This is a genomic window from Pseudomonas sp. Tof1 (assembly GCF_055390395.1).
In genome coordinates this window covers 3053370-3069124 of record NZ_AP024344.1, presented here as the reverse complement: position 1 = coordinate 3069124, position 15755 = coordinate 3053370, and the positions used below count along the sequence as shown (strand labels likewise).

Genomic DNA, 15755 nt, shown 5'->3' with positions numbered 1-15755 from the left:
TTGCACCGTGAAAACGGTGCGGACCACCCGCGTTGTATCTTTCCACCGAGGGCACGACCCCTCCTGACCCCAGGGCACAGAAAGCTCATGAATTCGACGACCATCGCCGCCACCTTCCTGCTGGCCATGACCACAGCCGCCAGTGCGGTCGCCGCCGACAAATCGGACCTGGCGCCCTTCCCCAAGGCGGAAGACGGCTTCACTCGCACGGTCATCCGTGTGCCGAAAATGACCAAGGACTCCGACCACCGGGTCGAGATCATCGCCGGCAAGGTCCTGCCCGTCGACTGCAACCAGAAACGCCTGACCGGCAACCTCGACGAGAAAAACCTGGAAGGCTGGAGCTATGCCTACTATCGCCTGGAAAGCGTCAGCGGCCCGGTTTCCACCCTGATGGCCTGCCCGCCCGGCACCAAGCCGAAAAAGGACTTCGTTCCGGTCGTCGGCAACGGCTACATGCTGCGCTACAACAGCAAGCTGCCGCTGGTGATCTACGCGCCGGACGATGTGCAGATCCGCTACCGGATCTGGAGCCCGTCCAAGCTGATCAAGAAAGCCGTCAGCGAATGACCCGCAGAGCCAGCCGATGATCACCTGCCACGTCAAATACGTCATCGATCCGTATCAACTGGCTGAGTTCGAGGCCTATTCCAAGGCCTGGATCGGTATCGTCCAACGCCTGGGCGGTACCCACCACGGCTACTTCCTGCCCAGCGAGGGCGCGAGCAATATCGCCTATTGCCTGTTCAGTTTCAGCTCGCTGGCCGAGTACGAACGTTATCGCCAGGCGGCCCTCAGCGACCCCGAGAGCACCGCCCTGGTCGCCTCGGTGGTGGAGAAGAAGTTCATTCTCAGCTACGAGCGCAGCTTCATGCGCCCACTGCTGTCCTGAGCCAGCCCGCTCAGGCAGGAATCGCCTGCGGCCTGACCAGGGCCGCACGCTCGACCACATGGCGCAGGCTGTCGAAATTGATGTTGGCACCGGAGTTGATCGCCACCAGCGTCTGCCCCCGGGCCCCACTACCCGCCACGTACTTCCTGATCCCGGCCACCGCCAGCGCGCCCGACGGCTCGGTGATGGAGCGGGTATCGTCATAGATGTCACGGATGGCGCTGCACAACTCGTCATTGCTGACCGTGATCACCTCGTCGACATGCCGCCGGCAGATCTCGAAGCCGTACGCACCGATCTGTGCCACCGCCACCCCGTCGGCGAAGGTCCCGACCTGCGGCAACACCACCCGCTCGCCGGCCTGCAAGGCCCTTTGCAGGCAATTGGAATGCTCCGACTCGACCCCGATGATCCGCACCTGCGGTCGCAGGTATTTGACGTAGGCGGCGATCCCGGCGATCAGGCCACCACCACCGACCGGGACGAAGATCGCGTCCAGGGTTCCCTGGTGCTGGTTGAGCAGTTCCATCGCCACCGTGCCCTGGCCGGCAATCACCTCGGGATCGTCGAATGGCGAGACGAAGGTGTAGCCTTTTTCCTGCGCCAGGGCCAAGGCATGCGTCAGGGCGAAGGGAAAGCTGTCGCCGTGCAGTACCGCCGTGGCTGCACGGCTGCGCACACCCTGCACCTTGAGCTCGGGCGTACTGGTGGGCATGACGATCGTCGCCTTGATCCCCAGGGTACGCGCCGCCAGGGCCACGCCCTGGGCATGATTGCCCGCCGATGCGGTGATCACCCCGCAGTTGCGCTGGGCTTCGCTCAGTTGCACCAGCTTGTTGTAGGCACCACGGATCTTGAAGGAAAAGGTCGGTTGCAAGTCCTCGCGCTTGAGCAGCACCTGGTTGCCCAATGCCTCCGACAACGCCGGGGCCGGTTGCAGGGGCGTGCAGATCGCCTGATGGTAGACCGGTGCCGCAAGAATCCTGCGGACATAGCGGCCCAGCAGTTCGTCATCGACGTTGGCGTGTTGGCTGGCGGTATCGGTGTTCATCTGGCTCTCCGGGTTGGCACTTGACCTCGGAGGCAGAAACGACAAACCCGCCTCGGAGGCGGGTTTGGGTAAACAGGTGCAGCTCAGCCCGCCGGATAAGGAATGGCGATAATAATAATGCTTGGCTGAGGCAGAACGTGGACGTAGGTCATGGCCCGAAACTATCCGGGAGCGATGGACAAGTCAATGGGGAAAATTCGCCGTGGCTTGCCTGAGATATACGAAACATATACGCTTCGTATATCAACTTCCTCAAGAGAACCCCATGGGTATCGTCAAGATCTCCGATGAACTGCATGAACAGGTCCGCATGGCCAGCGCCGCCATGGACCGCTCGATCAACGCCCAGGCCGAGTTCTGGATCAAGCTCGGCCTGCTGGCTGAACTCAACCCGCAACTGGGCTACAACGAGTTGGTCAATCGTCTGCTGCTGAACCGGGACGATCTCATCCGGGGGCGCAGCTGATGTCCGTCGGCCTGATCAAGAGCGAAACCGAACTGGCGCTGATGCGCGAGGCCGGGCGCCTGCTGGCGCAGGTCTTCAGCATGCTCGACGGCCTGGTGACCGCCGGCCTGTCGACCCTGGAACTGGACCGGCGGGTCGAGACCTTCATCCGCCAGGAGTTGCTGGCCCGCCCGGCGAGCAAGGGCCAGTACGACTACCCCTACTCCATCAACACCTCGATCAACGAAGTGGTGTGCCACGGCATGCCCGACGCCCGGGCGATCCTGCACGAGGGCGATATCGTCAATATCGACATCACCCTGGAAAAGAACGGTTTCATCGCCGATTCCAGCAAGATGTACCTGATCGGCGCCGTCAGCCCAAAGGCCCGGCGTCTGGTGGACAAGACCTTCGAGGCGCTCTGGGAAGGTATCCGGGTGGTACGCCCCGGCGCACGCCTGGGCGATATCGGCCATGCCATCCAGAAACACGCCGAAGGCAATGGCTACAGCGTCGTGCGCGAATACTGCGGGCACGGCATCGGCCGGCAGATGCACGAGGAACCGCAGGTGCTGCACTTCGGCCGACCGGGTACCGGCCTGGTGCTGCGCGAAGGCATGGTCTTCACCATCGAGCCGATGCTCAACCAGGGCAGCCCACGCACTCGTGGCCTGAAGGACGGCTGGACCGTGGTGACCCGCGACGGCAGCCTGTCGGCGCAGTGGGAGCACACCGTGGCGGTGACCCGTGACGGCTTCGAGGTGCTGACCCTGCAACCGGAACTTCAGGATTGTCCGACACCTCAGTGAAACCTCACGCAAACGCGATCAACTGACGCGGTCAGCCTTCCCGGCCAGACGATTGAGCCCCACGACCATCAACCCCGCCCCCGCCAGCATCGCCAGCAGGAACAACGGGTAGGATACCCACCACGGCGTGCCGGCGGTCATCATGCTGTATTCGGACATGCCACCGATGCTGGCGATCAGGTTCAGCGGCAGGAATACCACGTTGATCAGGGTCAGCTTGCGCAACAGGCCATTGGTGCTGTTGTTCATCAGGTTGCCACGGGCATCGATCAGCGCGGAAAACACGTTGGAGTAGATTTCCGCCTGCTTGTAGCACTGGTTGTTCTCGATGATCAGGTCGTCGATCAGGCCGATCGCCTGTTCGCCGAAGGCCTGCTTCTGCGCATGATTGCGCAGCCGCGTCAGCACCGCGCCGTTGCTGTGCAGGGCATTGATGTAATAGATCAGGCTCTCGCTGAGATTGAACATCTGGATCAGGTGGCGGTTTTCCATCGAGGCATAGAACTTCTGCTGCAGCTCGCGGGCAACCAGCTTGATCACCTTCAGGTGCCCGAGATAGTGGTGGATGTTGTTGAAGAGCATCTCCAGCAGCACGTCGAGCGGCGTGTTCAGCGCCTTGTGGCTGCCCAGGCCATCGAGCTGGGAGGCATCGGTGGCGATCACCAGCAGGCGCTCCTCGCACAGCAGCAGGCCGCAGGAGGACACTTCGAAGGACAGGCTGTCCGCTCCCGAGTAGTTCAGCGGGCGCTTCCAGATCAGGAACAGGTTGTCCGGGTGGAACTCGATACGCGAGATCTCGTCCGGGTCCAGGGCCGAGGCCAGGGCATGCTCGTCGAGCTTGAAATGACTGCGCAGCAGTTCCCGCTCGACCGCATCGGGGTTGCAGAACAACATCACCGCGGCCTCCAGGTGCGCGACAGCCTGCAAGGCCCCCTGCCGCAATTCGAAACGCCTGATCATCGCCGCCCTCCTACCAGGCCTGGCCGCGACGCTTGAGCTCAAGGCGCCGGATGAACTCCTCGAGCACCAGCCCATACAGGTCATCCTGCAGGTAGGCATCCTCGATCCCGGCATCCAGGTTCGGGTTGTCGTTGACCTCGATCACCACCACCTTGTCGCCGGACTGCTTGAGGTCGACCCCATACAGCCCGTCGCCGATCAGATTGGCCGTCCTGACCGCCAGGTCGACCACTGCCCGCGGCGCCTCGTGAATCGCCAGGGTGCGGCATTCGCCGTTGACGTCCTGGCCCTTGGCCTTGTGGTTGTAGATCTGCCAGTGTCCCTTGGACATGAAATACTGGCAGGCGAAGATGGGTTTGCGATTGAGCACCCCGATGCGCCAGTCGTACTCGGTGTAGAAAAATTCCTGGGCCAGCAACAGCACCGAATGCTCGAACAGTTCGGCGGTCGCCTCCAGCAAGGCCTGCTGGCTCTCGACCTTGATCACACCGCGGGAGAAACAGCCGTCGGGGATCTTCAATACCAGCGGAAAGCCCAGACGCTCCCCCACCCGCTCGAAATCTTCCGGTCGCTCCTTGTACAGGATCTCGGTCGCCGGCATGCCCAGGCCATGGCTCTTGAGCAGGTCGGTCAGGTAGACCTTGTTGGTGCAGCGCAGGATCGACGCCGGATCGTCCATCACCACCACGCCCTCGCTCTCGGCCTTCTTGGCGAACCGGTAGGTGTGGTTGTCGACGCTGGTGGTCTCACGGATCAGCAGGGCATCGTATTCGGCGATCCGCCCGTAGTCCTTCCTGCCGATCAGTTCGACATCGATACCCAACCCCTTGCCGACCCGGATGAAATTCTCCAGCGCACGGGCATTGGAAGGCGGCAGGGCCTCCTGGGGATCATGCAGGATCGCCATGTCGTAGCGGGCCAGGCGACGCGAGCGCGGCAGGCGCCAGATCCTGCGACTGAAACCGTCCAGCGCCTGGGCAAAGTGGTCTTCCTGGTCATCACGCAACTTGTGCAGCGTTCCGGCCTTTACGCCTTCGACATGCCAACCATTGGTCTTCTTGAAGTCCACCAGCAATAGAGGACAGGGAAATACTTCAAACAATTGCCGGGCAAGTTCCTGCAAGGGCTCGATAACCGTACTGCCAAAATACAGCGTCAGGGTAAAACCTTCGGTATCACGATAAAGATGATCACCCAATGCCCGGTCCAGGGTCTTGTCCAGATCATCCAGGGCTAACCCGTAAAGGGATTTGCGGGCCAACTCGCTGATGGTCTTCACCGACGGAATGACCCGATGCCCACGCGCCTCGGCCAGCAACGAGCAGTAGTAGCCGTGCCCCAGGTACTTGTAGCTGCGACACAGGTTGATCACCTGCACGCGCTTGCCCGGCTCACCGGCACGGGACTGTTCGAGGTACTCCTGGGCCGTGACGATATCCTCGCAGGGAAAGTACGAAGCCCAGTCTTCCTTGCGTTCGACAATAATAACCAGCTGACTGCCCAGATTATTCGACAAGGACAAATAAGTTTCTGGGGATATTGCTACCGGAAAACTTTGATCGGATACTTCGCGCCAATCACCTTGCACCGCTGACATAGAGATAGATCCGTTGAACAAGACACTTTCTATTAAGCACGAAGTTTCGGGAAAGTCCCGTTTCGTTACGCAACTTTTACGGTGGTTATATGGATCTTGTCTTTCGCCCTGCCACAACCGATGACTTGCCCGCCCTGCTGCAACTGGAGGAGCACTGTTTCACCAGCGACCGCCTGACTGCGCGCAGCTTCCACTGGATGATCAATCGCGCCCATGCCCGGCTGATCGTCGCCCAGCAGGCCGACGCTCGGCTGGCCGGCTATGCGCTGCTGCTGTTCCATCGCGGGACGTCCCTGGCACGCCTGTACTCCATCGCCATCGCGCCCCACGCCCGCGGCATCGGCCTGGGCAGGCAACTGCTGCAGCGCAGCGAAGCCTGCGCCCTGGACCACGATTGCGCCTACCTGCGACTGGAGGTCCGCACCGACAACGGCGCGGCGATCGCCCTGTACGAGCACAACGGCTATCGCCGTTTCGGCCTGATCAACGACTACTACGAAGACCACGCCGATGCCCTGCGCCTGGAAAAGCGCATCCTGCACCATCCGGCCAGGCGCGAGGCCCAGGTGCCCTACTACGCCCAGACCACCGAGTTCACCTGCGGCCCGGCCTGCCTGTTGATGGCGATGGCGGCCCTGCAGCCCGAACGCCCGGCCACTCGGCGCGAGGAGGTACAGCTCTGGCGCGAGGCGACCACCGTCTTCATGACCTCCGGCCACGGCGGCTGCAGCCCCCAGGGCCTGGCGCTGGCGGCCTGGCGGCGCGGTTTCGCGGTACGCCTGCAAGTGAGCATCGATGGCCCCCTGCTGCTCGACGGCGTGCGCAATGCGCATAAAAAAGCCGTCATGCGCCTGGTGCATGACGGCTTTGAAGAGGAACTGCGAGCGACCGATGTCGAACAGGTGCTCGCTGGCACCCTGGACCTGCCCCGCCTGCTGGCGGCCGGCGGCAAGCCACTGGTGTTGATCAGCAGCTACCGCCTGACCCGCTCCAAGGCACCGCACTGGGTGATCGTCACCGACTGCGACGAGGAGTTCGTCTACCTGCATGACCCGGATGTCGACCACAGCCAGCATCGCCAGCCGCTGGACTGCCAGCATCTGCCGGTCAGCCACGGCGAGTTCGACAAGATGAGCGCCTTCGGCCACCGCAAGCTGCGGGCCGCGGTGATCCTCTACTCCAGGCCGACCCTGTAGAGTGCGCCGTCATCGGCATCGGTCAGTACATACAAATAGCCGTCCGGCCCCTGGCGGACATCGCGTATGCGCGACTTCAACCCACTCAACAGGCGCTCCTCATGCACCACCTGGTCGCCATCGAACTGCAGGCGGATCAGTTCCTCGGCGGCCAGCGCGCCGATGAACAGGTTGTGCTGCCATTTCGGGAAACGGTCGCCGTCATAGAAAGCCATGCCGCTCAGGCCCGGGGATTTTTCCCAGACATGATGGGGAGGCACGGTGCCCTTGACCGTCTTGCCCTGGGCCTCGGGAATGGGCTGGAGCGAGTAGTTGATGCCATGGGTCGCCAGCGGCCAACCGTAGTTCTTGCCGCGCTCGATGATATTGATCTCGTCGCCGCCACGGGGCCCGTGCTCATGGGTCCACAGGGTACCGGTCCAGGGATTGAGGGCGGCGCCCTGCTGGTTGCGGTGGCCGAAGGACCAGATCTCGGGGCGTACCCCCTGCTGGCCGACGAAGGGGTTGTCGTCGGGCACCCGGCCATCGGGGAAGATCCGCACTACCTTGCCCTGCAGCTTGTCCAGGTCCTGGGCGGTCGAGCGCTGGTTGTTTTCGCCGAGGGCGATGAACAGGTAGCCATCACGGTCGAACACCAGGCGCGAACCGAAGTGGTTGCCCTCCGAAAGCTTGGGCTCCTGGCGGAAGATCACCTTGAAGTCGACCAGTTGCTTCAGATCCGCCGACAGCCGCCCACGCCCGACCGCCGTGCCGGCCTTCCCGCCTGCGCCACCGCCTTCGGCATAGGACAGATAGACCAGGCGATCCTCCTTGAACGACGGCGACAGCACCACGTCCAGCAAGCCCCCCTGGCCCTTGGCCCAAACCTCGGGAACGCCGCCCAACGGCGCCGAGAGCTTGCCGTCGGGGCTCACGACCCGCAGCCGCCCCGGACGTTCGGTGACCAGCATGCCCTGTTTGTCCGGCAGGAAGGCCAGCGCCCAGGGATGCTCCAGGCCGCCAACGATCTGCGTGGCAGTGACCGGCCCCAGCTCGGAGTCGACCGTCTGCGCCGCCAGGGCCGGCTGCAGCGGCAGGCTCAGCAAGGCGCCGGCGCAAAGCGCGGCTATCAGATTTTTTCGCAACATGGACAGTTCCTTACGGGGATAAAGAAGGGCCACGGCAACGTTCAACGCTGCGTGTTCGGAGTGCGGGTACCCGGCTGGATCGGCACCGCCATCGGTGCCTGCTGCTGGCGTGGGTAGCCGTTGCCGATCGCGCCGTTCTCGATGGTCGAGGGACGCGGCGTCGGCAGCGTGTTGGGCCCGCGCAGGGGCGGCGTGCTGGGTTCGGAGCCCTGGCGGCTGTTGGGGTTGGCGCGCCGGATCGGGCTGTTGTAGGGGTTGTCGCTGTTGGGCAGGTTCTGCGCCAGTTGCAGCGCGGCGGGCCGGCCGCCGTCCAGGGACGCCGCAACGGCGGGAATGGCGACGGTCAACAGGCCGGCTGCCAACCAGGGTGCCAGGCCGATTACCACTCTGTTCATGACGCCTCTCCTGATGCGATAGATTCATTCCCTTGATTGGATAGCACCCTGGCCCGCAGGTTCGAACCTGAGGGAAATTTCATATGACAGAATGCTTCAGCGCCGCGTCCGGCGCCCCTTCGGCGAAAGCCACAGGCCACCCGGGGGTGGAACTGGACTGCTGGCGCAACCCTCTCGTCGGCTCCCGAGCGCCTCCAGGCCCCCGGGAGCCTCGCCGGTTGCTACTGATTGGCGGGTTGACGCACCCTGTGCATTGGCAGCGATACCGCATAGGCCATCGCTTCTTCCCGGGTCTGGAACGAACCGAGTCGATCGGTCCCGGTGCACACCTTCCAGGGGCCACCGCCAACGCGGATCACATCATAGCCGTTGACATGCGTCTTCAAGAGCTGGGAAACGCTCATGGTCACCTCCTTTTCACGTCCAAAGATCCAAGGCGTTGCCCCGCCACCATACACCCGCCTGGCGCCAACGGCCCCTCCGTATGTCGGGCGCCGGACGGGGGTTGTATTGGAACGATAAGTCCCGCACGATGATGGCGTTTAGACATTTATCGCCGCGAGCAGGCAGGAACCGCCGTTGGGGATGATGAAATCATCAGCACCCCTGCCTCGTGGAGACGCCCTCATGAACAACCGCCCGCTGCAACCCCACCAATACCTGTGCGCGGAGGAACGGGCGGCCATCGCGGAGATCGAGGCGACCACCAGCATCCTGCGGCTGGTCACCCGCGTCACCCAGATGCGCTTCGCCGCCATCGCCAAGTTCACGGACACCGAATGGATCACCTGCTCCGTATACGATCCGAGCAACCTGGGCATCGAACTCGGTGAAAGCGCCCTGGTGGAAACCACCATCTGCAACGAATTCAAGCTCAATCCGCAGGCGCTGCTGGTGCCCGAAATCAGCAAGCACGAGCGTTTCGCGATCAGGCCGATCGTGAAGCGGTTCGAGCTGGAAAGCTACGCAGGCGTGCCGATCTTCCTGCCCGATGGCCGAATGTACGGCGCCTTGTGCGCCCTGGACTCCACGGCGGTGCCCCTCGAGGACCCGATGTCGGCGAGACGCTGGGACTGTTCGCGCGCCTGGTGGGCTGCATCTTCTTCTCCAACCTGGTCGAGCCGGGCGCAACGCCGTCCGGATGACGTTCAGGCGCAGACCGGCGTACAACTGTCATCGCACCTATGCGACAATAGGCGCAATGTCCGGTCTCAACCCCCGCATTCATCGCCCAACCATTGGGCCACAGCCTGCAGATGCTGCTGTCGCCCCATGCCTGTTGGTCCAACTCAAGCTCCGACTGGAGCGGGCTGGAAAGACTCAAGATTGGTATCGAGTCGGTATCGGCTGAACGATCCAGCTGCGCAAGCTATTGATAGGTAAGTATTTTGATCTCCACAGCTAACATCACCATGCAATTCGGCCCCAAGCCGCTGTTCGAGAACGTTTCGGTCAAGTTCGGCAGCGGCAACCGCTACGGTCTGATCGGCGCCAACGGCTGCGGCAAGTCGACCTTCATGAAGATCCTCGGCGGCGACCTCGAGCCGTCCAGCGGCCAGGTCATGCTGGAGCCCAACGTGCGCCTGGGTAAACTGCGCCAGGACCAGTTCGCCTACGAGGAATTCACCGTGATCGACACGGTGATCATGGGCCACGAGGAGCTGTGGAAGGTCAAGGCCGAGCGCGATCGCATCTACTCGCTGCCGGAGATGACCGAAGCTGACGGCATGGCCGTCGCCGAGCTGGAAACCGAATTCGCCGAAATGGACGGCTACACCGCCGAATCCCGCGCCGGCGAACTGCTGATGGGCCTGGGCATCCCCTGGAACAGCACTTCGGCCCGATGAGCGAAGTCGCTCCCGGCTGGAAGCTGCGGGTGCTGCTGGCCCAGGCGCTGTTCTCCGATCCGGAAGTGCTGTTGCTCGACGAACCGACCAACCATCTGGACATCAACACCATCCGCTGGCTGGAAAACATCCTGACCCAGCGTAACAGCCTGATGATCATCATTTCCCACGACCGGCACTTCCTGAACAGCGTCTGCACCCACATGGCCGACCTGGACTACGGCGAGCTGCGCCTGTTCCCGGGCAACTACGACGAATACATGACTGCCGCGACCCAGTCCCGCGAGCAGTTGCTGGCCGACAACGCCAAGAAGAAAGCCCAGATCGCCGAGCTGCAGACCTTCGTCAGCCGCTTCTCGGCCAACGCCTCGAAGGCCAAGCAGGCCACTTCCCGGGCCAAGCAGATCGACAAGATCCAGTTGGCCGAGGTCAAGCCCTCGAGCCGCGTCAGCCCGTTCATCCGCTTCGAACAGACCAAGAAGCTGCATCGCCAGGCAGTCACTGTCGAGCGCATGGCCAAGGGCTTTGACGGTACCACGCTGTTCAAGGACTTCAGCTTCACCGTCGAAGCCGGCGAGCGCGTGGCGATCATCGGCCCGAACGGTATCGGCAAGACCACCCTGCTGCGCACGCTGATGGGCGAACTGACCCCGGATGCCGGCAGCGTGAAGTGGACCGAATCGGCCGAACTGGGCTACTACGCCCAGGACCACGCCCATGACTTCGAAGACGACGTCACCCTGTTCGACTGGATGAGCCAGTGGACCCAGGGCGGCGAGCAACTGGTACGCGGCACCCTGGGCCGCATGCTGTTCTCCAACGACGAGATCCTCAAGTCGGTCAAGGTCATCTCCGGGGGTGAACAGGGCCGCATGCTGTTCGGCAAGCTGATCCTGCAAAAGCCCAACGTGCTGGTGATGGACGAACCGACCAACCACCTGGACATGGAATCGATCGAGGCGCTCAACCTGGCGCTGGAAAACTACCCGGGCACGCTGATCTTCGTCAGCCACGACCGCGAGTTCGTCTCGTCCCTGGCTACGCGCATCATCGAGCTGAGCCCGAATGGCGTAACCGACTTCAGCGGCACCTACGACGACTACCTGCGCAGCCAGGGCGTGCTGTTCTAAGAGGCTCCCGACCGCTGCCATGCTCCCCGTGGCAGCGGTTATGCACTGATGAGTCAAAGACCGTTGGCTGCCCAATCGCGGTGAGGACGCCGCAAAAATTAGTTAGCCTGCTTTCATTTATCCCGGCATGCCGCCATGATGGAGTTCTCCAACCGCCCGCCCGCGAACGAGCCTCCATGTCAGCCCAGCAACCGCCCCGCCAGCCCGGCAACCTGACCGTCACCCTGCAAATCGTCTCCATCGTCTTCTACACCTTCGTCGCCTTCCTCTGCATCGGCCTGCCGATCGCGGTACTGCCCGGCTATGTGCATGAACAGCTGGGGTTCAGTGCGGTGATCGCCGGCCTGACCATCGGCTCGCAGTACCTGGCTACCCTGCTCAGCCGCCCCATGGCCGGACGCATGGCCGACAGCGTCGGGACCAAGCGCGCGATCATCTACGGACTGGTGGGCATCTGCCTGAGCGGCGGACTGACCCTGCTGTCGACGCTGATCCAGCAGTGGCCCCTGGCGAGCCTGATCATCCTGATCCTCGGGCGCCTGCTGCTCGGCACAGCCCAGGGCCTGATCGGCGTCGGCACCATCAGTTGGGGGATCGGCCAGGTCGGCGCCGACCAGACCGCGCGGGTGATTTCCTGGAACGGCATCGCCTCCTACGGCGCCATCGCCATCGGTGCGCCACTGGGGGTACTGATGGTCGCCGACTACGGTTTCGCCAGCCTCGGCATCGCCCTGTCGGCCCTGGCCGCCGGCGCCCTGCTGCTGATCCGCAACAAGCCCTCGGTACCGGTGATCCGCGGTGAACGCCTGCCGTTCCGGGCGGTGTTCGGCCGCATCGCCCCCTACGGCACCAGCCTGACCCTGGCGTCGATCGGCTACGGCACCCTTACCACCTTCATCACCCTGTTCTACCTCAGCCGCGGCTGGACCGGCGCCGCCTACTGCCTGACCGTATTCGGCAGTTGCTTCATCCTTGCGCGGCTGTTCTTCATCGGCAGCATCAACCGATTCGGCGGTTTCAAGGTGGCCATCGCCTGCATGAGCATCGAAACCCTCGGCCTGGTGCTGCTCTGGCTGTCACCCTCCACCGGCTTCGCGCTGGCCGGCGCGGGCCTGGCGGGGTTCGGCTTGTCTCTGGTGTACCCGGCCATCGGCGTCGAAGCCATCCGCCAGGTGCCCACCAGCAGCCGCGGCGCGGGGTTGAGTGCCTATGCGGTGTTTTTCGACCTGGCGCTGGCGATCGCCGGCCCGCTCATGGGCGCGGTCGCGTTGAACCTGGGATATGCGTGGATCTTCTGCTGTGCGGCGCTGCTGTCGATCATCGGCCTGTCGGTCACCGTGCTGCTGGCACGGCGCCCGACAGCCGGATGAGTCACTGATCGGCGGTCTGCATGCCGGCGCGGTTCGGCACGCTCAGGGTCTTGCTGAAGAAGCGCCCGGCCTCGGAGATCAGATCGCGGTGGATATCCGCCCGGTTGACACCTTCGGGGTCGGTACACAATCCCGGCGTGGCGTGCAGCTGTTCCTCGCTGCAGGGCGCCATGAACACGAAGTGTCCTGCCCCGGCGATCAGCTTGAACTGCGGCGCCACCGGCAGCTTGCGCGCCAGGGCCGCGGCGTTCTTGTCGGGGAACACCAGCTTGTCGCCATCGCCGCTGTACATCAGCACCGGCACGTGCACGTCGGCCAGCGTGTGCCGGCCGAACATCAGGCCCAGTGGCGCCATCAGCATCAGCGCATGGACCCGTGGGTCGGCCACCGGCTGCAGGTCATCGCGGTCGACGATCAGTTCGCCCTTGGTGGTGCAGGCGTCCTTGTCGTCCGGAAACTCCTGGCAGTAGCGCCGCAGGCGATCGAGGTTCGGCTGTGCGCCGGAGAGGATCAGGGCGGTCTCGCCGCCGGCGGAATAGCCGATCACCCCGACCTGATCGGCCTCCACGAACGGCGACAGCATCGGGTCGCCGAGGGTGGCGGTGATCGCCTCGGAAATCTGCATCGGCCGGCCGTAGAGGTTGCTCAAGGTACCCAGCCGGCTGTGGTCCTTGCAGTTGTCGCCGGGGTGCAGCACCGCGACCACGACGAAGCCCTTGCGGGCCAGCGAGGTTGCCAGGTCATGCAGGGCCAGCGGCGTGCCGGTGTTGCCGTGGGATAGCATCAACAGTGGATAGCGGCCAATGGCGATCCGCGAGTCCTCGCTGGCCTGGATGGTGTAGCCGCCGATCTTGCTCCACTGCTCACGGCCGGTGGAGGGGTAGAAGACAATCGCCTTCATCGGCTGCAGATCCAGCGGATCGAGAAACGTCAGACGATGAAAACCCACGCTCCAATGAGCCGCGGGAGCCGCCTGCACCGTCGTGAAGCCTGCGGCCAGGCAAATCAGCAATACTGCACAAAGACGCATCATCGGGATGCCCACCTTTGTCGAGTCACTACACACCAAAATCTCTGTCATTCCTTGAAACTGAAGCACTGCACCGGGCTTCGACCGACTCTTCGCAGTTTTCCAGAGCGCCTGTGCGGATGGTTTTTGCACAAGATGGGCCAAACCTGCGCAGACAACGCAAAAAACTCCGTACCCGATCATTCATCATGATCAGAGTACAGAGTTTAGTGTTTGTTACCGGAAGTTTCTTGCGCGTTTACAAAAGCTTTACGCGGCGGCGAACAAGGTGTCGTTTATCCGCGCCTGGGCGTCGCTCATGGCCTTGGTGCGCACTTCTTCACCATAGCCCAGACCGTGGGCGCGAACGAACTCGATGTCGGTGATGCCGAGGAAGCCGAACAGTACTTTCAGGTAGTCTTCATGGCCTACACCGGTCGGCAGGCCTACATGCAGGCCACCGGAAGTCGAGACGATCACTACCTTCTTGCCACCGGCCAGGCCTTCAGGGCCGTTTTCGGTGTAGCGGAAGGTCTTGCCGGCCACAGCGATACGGTCGATCCAGGCCTTGAGCTGGGTCGGCACGCTGAAGTTGTACATCGGCGCGGCAATGACGATGGCGTCCGCGGCCAGGAACTCTTCCAGGGTCGAAGCGCTCAGTTCGGCTTCGTGGCGCTGGGCCGCATCGCGCAGTTCGGCAGCAGTGCCGCCGGCAGCCAGGGTCAGGCTGGAGAAGTGGCTGATGGCATCGGCGGCCAGGTCACGGTAGGTCACCACGCTCGAAGGCTCGGCGGCCTGCCAGGCCTTGACCACGCTTTGGCTCAGTTGGCGCGAAGCCGAGTTGTCACCCAGGATGCTGGAATCGATGTGCAAGAGTTTCATGCGGGATCTCCAAGTGAGGATCGCCACTTGGCGATCGAGTTGGAATAATCCTACTTGCGAAGCCAATAAATGATTAGCCGCTCAAAATGCGATAGATTGTCCTACCCATAGAACGACCGGAACTTCACACCATGCAAGACCTCAACGATCTCTACTACTTCGCCAAGGTCGTGGAAGCCGGTGGTTTCGCCGCCGCCGGGCGCCTGCTGGGGATTCCCAAGTCCCGGCTGTCGCGGCGGATCGCCGAACTGGAAGAGCGCCTGGGCGCCCGCCTGCTGCAGCGCACCACCCGACAGTTGAAGCTGACCGCGGTGGGCGAACGTTACCTGCGCCATTGTCAGGCCATGCTGCTGGAGGCGGAGATGGCCGACGAGGCCGTGGCCAGCATGTCCAGCGAACCTCGTGGACGGCTGCGGGTGTCGTGCCCGATCGGCCTGGCCCAGGTGTTCATGCCCCGGGTGATTGCCAGCTTCCTGGCGGCGCACCCGCTGGTGCAACTGGAGGTGGTGATGGTCAACCGTCGGGTCGATCTGGTCACCGAAGGCATCGACGTCGCTCTGCGGGTTCGTGAACATGGCGACGAGGACCCGTCGCTGGTCACGCGGCGACTGCGCCAGGCCCAGACCTTCATGCTCGCCACCCCGGCCTTTCTGCAGCAGCACCCGATCGACAGCGTCGACGACCTGCTGAACGCCCCCGCCCTCGGCGCCCTGGAGGCCGACCGCCAGGTCCATCTCAGCCTGCTGGACGAACGCGGGCAGAAGCGCGAGCTGGCGCTCGAAGCCCGGCTGGGCGTGGACGACTTCATTGTCCGCAAGGCCTGCGCCCTCGCCGGCCTGGGCTTCACCGTGCTGCCCATGCTCTACTGCGAGGAAGAACTGGCCAATGGTACCTTCGTGCGCATCCTGCCCGAATGGTCACTGCCGGGCGGCTGGCTGCAGGCGGTCTACCCGCACCGTCGCGGGCTGCTGCCGGCCGTACGGGCGTGGATCGACCACCTGGCCGAAGCCTTCAGGGAATGTGGAGACAGAGCACTATGAAAGGA

General features: G+C 63.3%; 15 protein-coding genes and 3 pseudogenes. 10 read left to right on the top strand and 8 right to left on the bottom strand.

Translation table 11 applies throughout. The features are described 5' to 3' along the window. Window positions 1-87: 87 nt before the first annotated feature. A complete protein-coding gene (gene eco, locus ACZ5KU_RS14115) occupies window positions 88-570 on the top strand; it encodes a serine protease inhibitor ecotin (protein WP_054059433.1) in 483 nt (160 codons plus the stop codon). A 16-nt stretch (window positions 571-586) separates the two neighbouring features. After that, window positions 587-892 (top strand): NIPSNAP family protein, encoded by a 306-nt coding sequence (locus ACZ5KU_RS14110; RefSeq protein WP_416773281.1) that lies wholly within the window; start codon window positions 587-589, stop codon window positions 890-892. A gap of 10 nt (window positions 893-902) precedes the next feature. On the opposite strand, the gene ilvA is transcribed toward ACZ5KU_RS14110, so the two are convergent. Continuing rightward, on the bottom strand, window positions 903-1943 hold the full coding sequence (ilvA, locus tag ACZ5KU_RS14105) for a threonine ammonia-lyase, biosynthetic (RefSeq protein ID WP_416773280.1): 1041 nt from the start codon (window positions 1941-1943) through the stop codon (window positions 903-905). A 265-nt stretch (window positions 1944-2208) separates the two neighbouring features. On the opposite strand from ilvA, the gene ACZ5KU_RS14100 reads away from it, so the two are divergent. Both ACZ5KU_RS14100 and map read left to right on the top strand, forming a co-directional pair. After that, complete coding sequence (locus ACZ5KU_RS14100) at window positions 2209-2409, top strand: ParD-like family protein (protein ID WP_054059431.1); 201 nt, start codon at window positions 2209-2211, stop codon at window positions 2407-2409. Further along, window positions 2409-3197, top strand: a complete 789-nt coding sequence (gene map, locus ACZ5KU_RS14095) for a type I methionyl aminopeptidase (protein WP_273820697.1) — start codon at window positions 2409-2411, stop codon at window positions 3195-3197. Before ACZ5KU_RS14100 ends, map begins: the two co-directional genes overlap by 1 nt. An 18-nt stretch (window positions 3198-3215) precedes the next feature. On the opposite strand, the gene ACZ5KU_RS14090 is transcribed toward map, so the two are convergent. Both ACZ5KU_RS14090 and ACZ5KU_RS14085 read right to left on the bottom strand, forming a co-directional pair. Beyond that, a complete protein-coding gene (locus ACZ5KU_RS14090) occupies window positions 3216-4157 on the bottom strand; it encodes a magnesium transporter CorA family protein (protein WP_416773278.1) in 942 nt (313 codons plus the stop codon). A gap of 10 nt (window positions 4158-4167) precedes the next feature. Continuing rightward, on the bottom strand, window positions 4168-5754 hold the full coding sequence (locus ACZ5KU_RS14085; RefSeq protein WP_054062287.1) for a RimK family protein: 1587 nt from the start codon (window positions 5752-5754) through the stop codon (window positions 4168-4170). 89 nt (window positions 5755-5843) lie between these two features. Here ACZ5KU_RS14085 and ACZ5KU_RS14080 point away from each other — a divergent pair, with 89 nt between their 5' ends. Continuing rightward, the gene (locus ACZ5KU_RS14080) at window positions 5844-6950 is read left to right on the top strand and encodes a GNAT family N-acetyltransferase/peptidase C39 family protein (RefSeq protein WP_054059427.1); all 1107 of its coding nucleotides are present in this window, start codon (window positions 5844-5846) and stop codon (window positions 6948-6950) included. Here ACZ5KU_RS14080 and ACZ5KU_RS14075 read toward each other — a convergent pair. From ACZ5KU_RS14075 to ACZ5KU_RS14065, 3 genes are all read right to left on the bottom strand, one after another. Then, complete coding sequence (locus ACZ5KU_RS14075) at window positions 6929-8077, bottom strand: PQQ-dependent sugar dehydrogenase (RefSeq protein WP_054062288.1); 1149 nt, start codon at window positions 8075-8077, stop codon at window positions 6929-6931. The genes ACZ5KU_RS14080 and ACZ5KU_RS14075 overlap by 22 nt on opposite strands. Window positions 8078-8118: 41 nt before the next feature. After that, window positions 8119-8472 (bottom strand): hypothetical protein, encoded by a 354-nt coding sequence (locus ACZ5KU_RS14070; RefSeq protein ID WP_416773275.1) that lies wholly within the window; start codon window positions 8470-8472, stop codon window positions 8119-8121. Between the two features lie 221 nt (window positions 8473-8693). Further along, complete coding sequence (locus ACZ5KU_RS14065) at window positions 8694-8876, bottom strand: hypothetical protein (RefSeq protein WP_054060094.1); 183 nt, start codon at window positions 8874-8876, stop codon at window positions 8694-8696. A gap of 223 nt (window positions 8877-9099) precedes the next feature. On the opposite strand from ACZ5KU_RS14065, the pseudogene ACZ5KU_RS14060 reads away from it, so the two are divergent. From ACZ5KU_RS14060 to ACZ5KU_RS14045, 4 genes and pseudogenes are all read left to right on the top strand, one after another. Beyond that, window positions 9100-9617: pseudogene (locus tag ACZ5KU_RS14060) on the top strand (GAF domain-containing protein). A gap of 5 nt (window positions 9618-9622) precedes the next feature. After that, window positions 9623-9848: pseudogene (locus ACZ5KU_RS14055) on the top strand (site-specific integrase); the annotation flags it as partial. 12 nt (window positions 9849-9860) lie between these two features. Beyond that, window positions 9861-11449: pseudogene (locus ACZ5KU_RS14050) on the top strand (ABC-F family ATPase). A 176-nt stretch (window positions 11450-11625) separates the two neighbouring features. After that, window positions 11626-12819, top strand: coding sequence for an MFS transporter (locus tag ACZ5KU_RS14045; RefSeq protein WP_054060118.1), 1194 nt, complete (start codon window positions 11626-11628; stop codon window positions 12817-12819). Window position 12820: 1 nt separating this feature from the next. Here the strand turns inward: ACZ5KU_RS14045 and ACZ5KU_RS14040 are convergent, their stop codons facing one another. Both ACZ5KU_RS14040 and ACZ5KU_RS14035 read right to left on the bottom strand, forming a co-directional pair. Next, window positions 12821-13852, bottom strand: coding sequence for an alpha/beta hydrolase family protein (locus ACZ5KU_RS14040; protein WP_464737330.1), 1032 nt, complete (start codon window positions 13850-13852; stop codon window positions 12821-12823). Window positions 13853-14098: 246 nt separating this feature from the next. Beyond that, window positions 14099-14710 carry an FMN-dependent NADH-azoreductase gene (locus ACZ5KU_RS14035; protein WP_054060120.1) on the bottom strand — a complete coding sequence of 204 codons (612 nt, stop codon included), beginning with the start codon at window positions 14708-14710 and terminating at the stop codon, window positions 14099-14101. A 131-nt stretch (window positions 14711-14841) separates the two neighbouring features. Here ACZ5KU_RS14035 and ACZ5KU_RS14030 point away from each other — a divergent pair, with 131 nt between their 5' ends. Then, window positions 14842-15750: a LysR substrate-binding domain-containing protein gene (locus tag ACZ5KU_RS14030; RefSeq protein ID WP_054060121.1), complete on the top strand. Its 909-nt coding sequence runs from the start codon at window positions 14842-14844 to the stop codon at window positions 15748-15750. Window positions 15751-15755 lie beyond the last annotated feature (5 nt).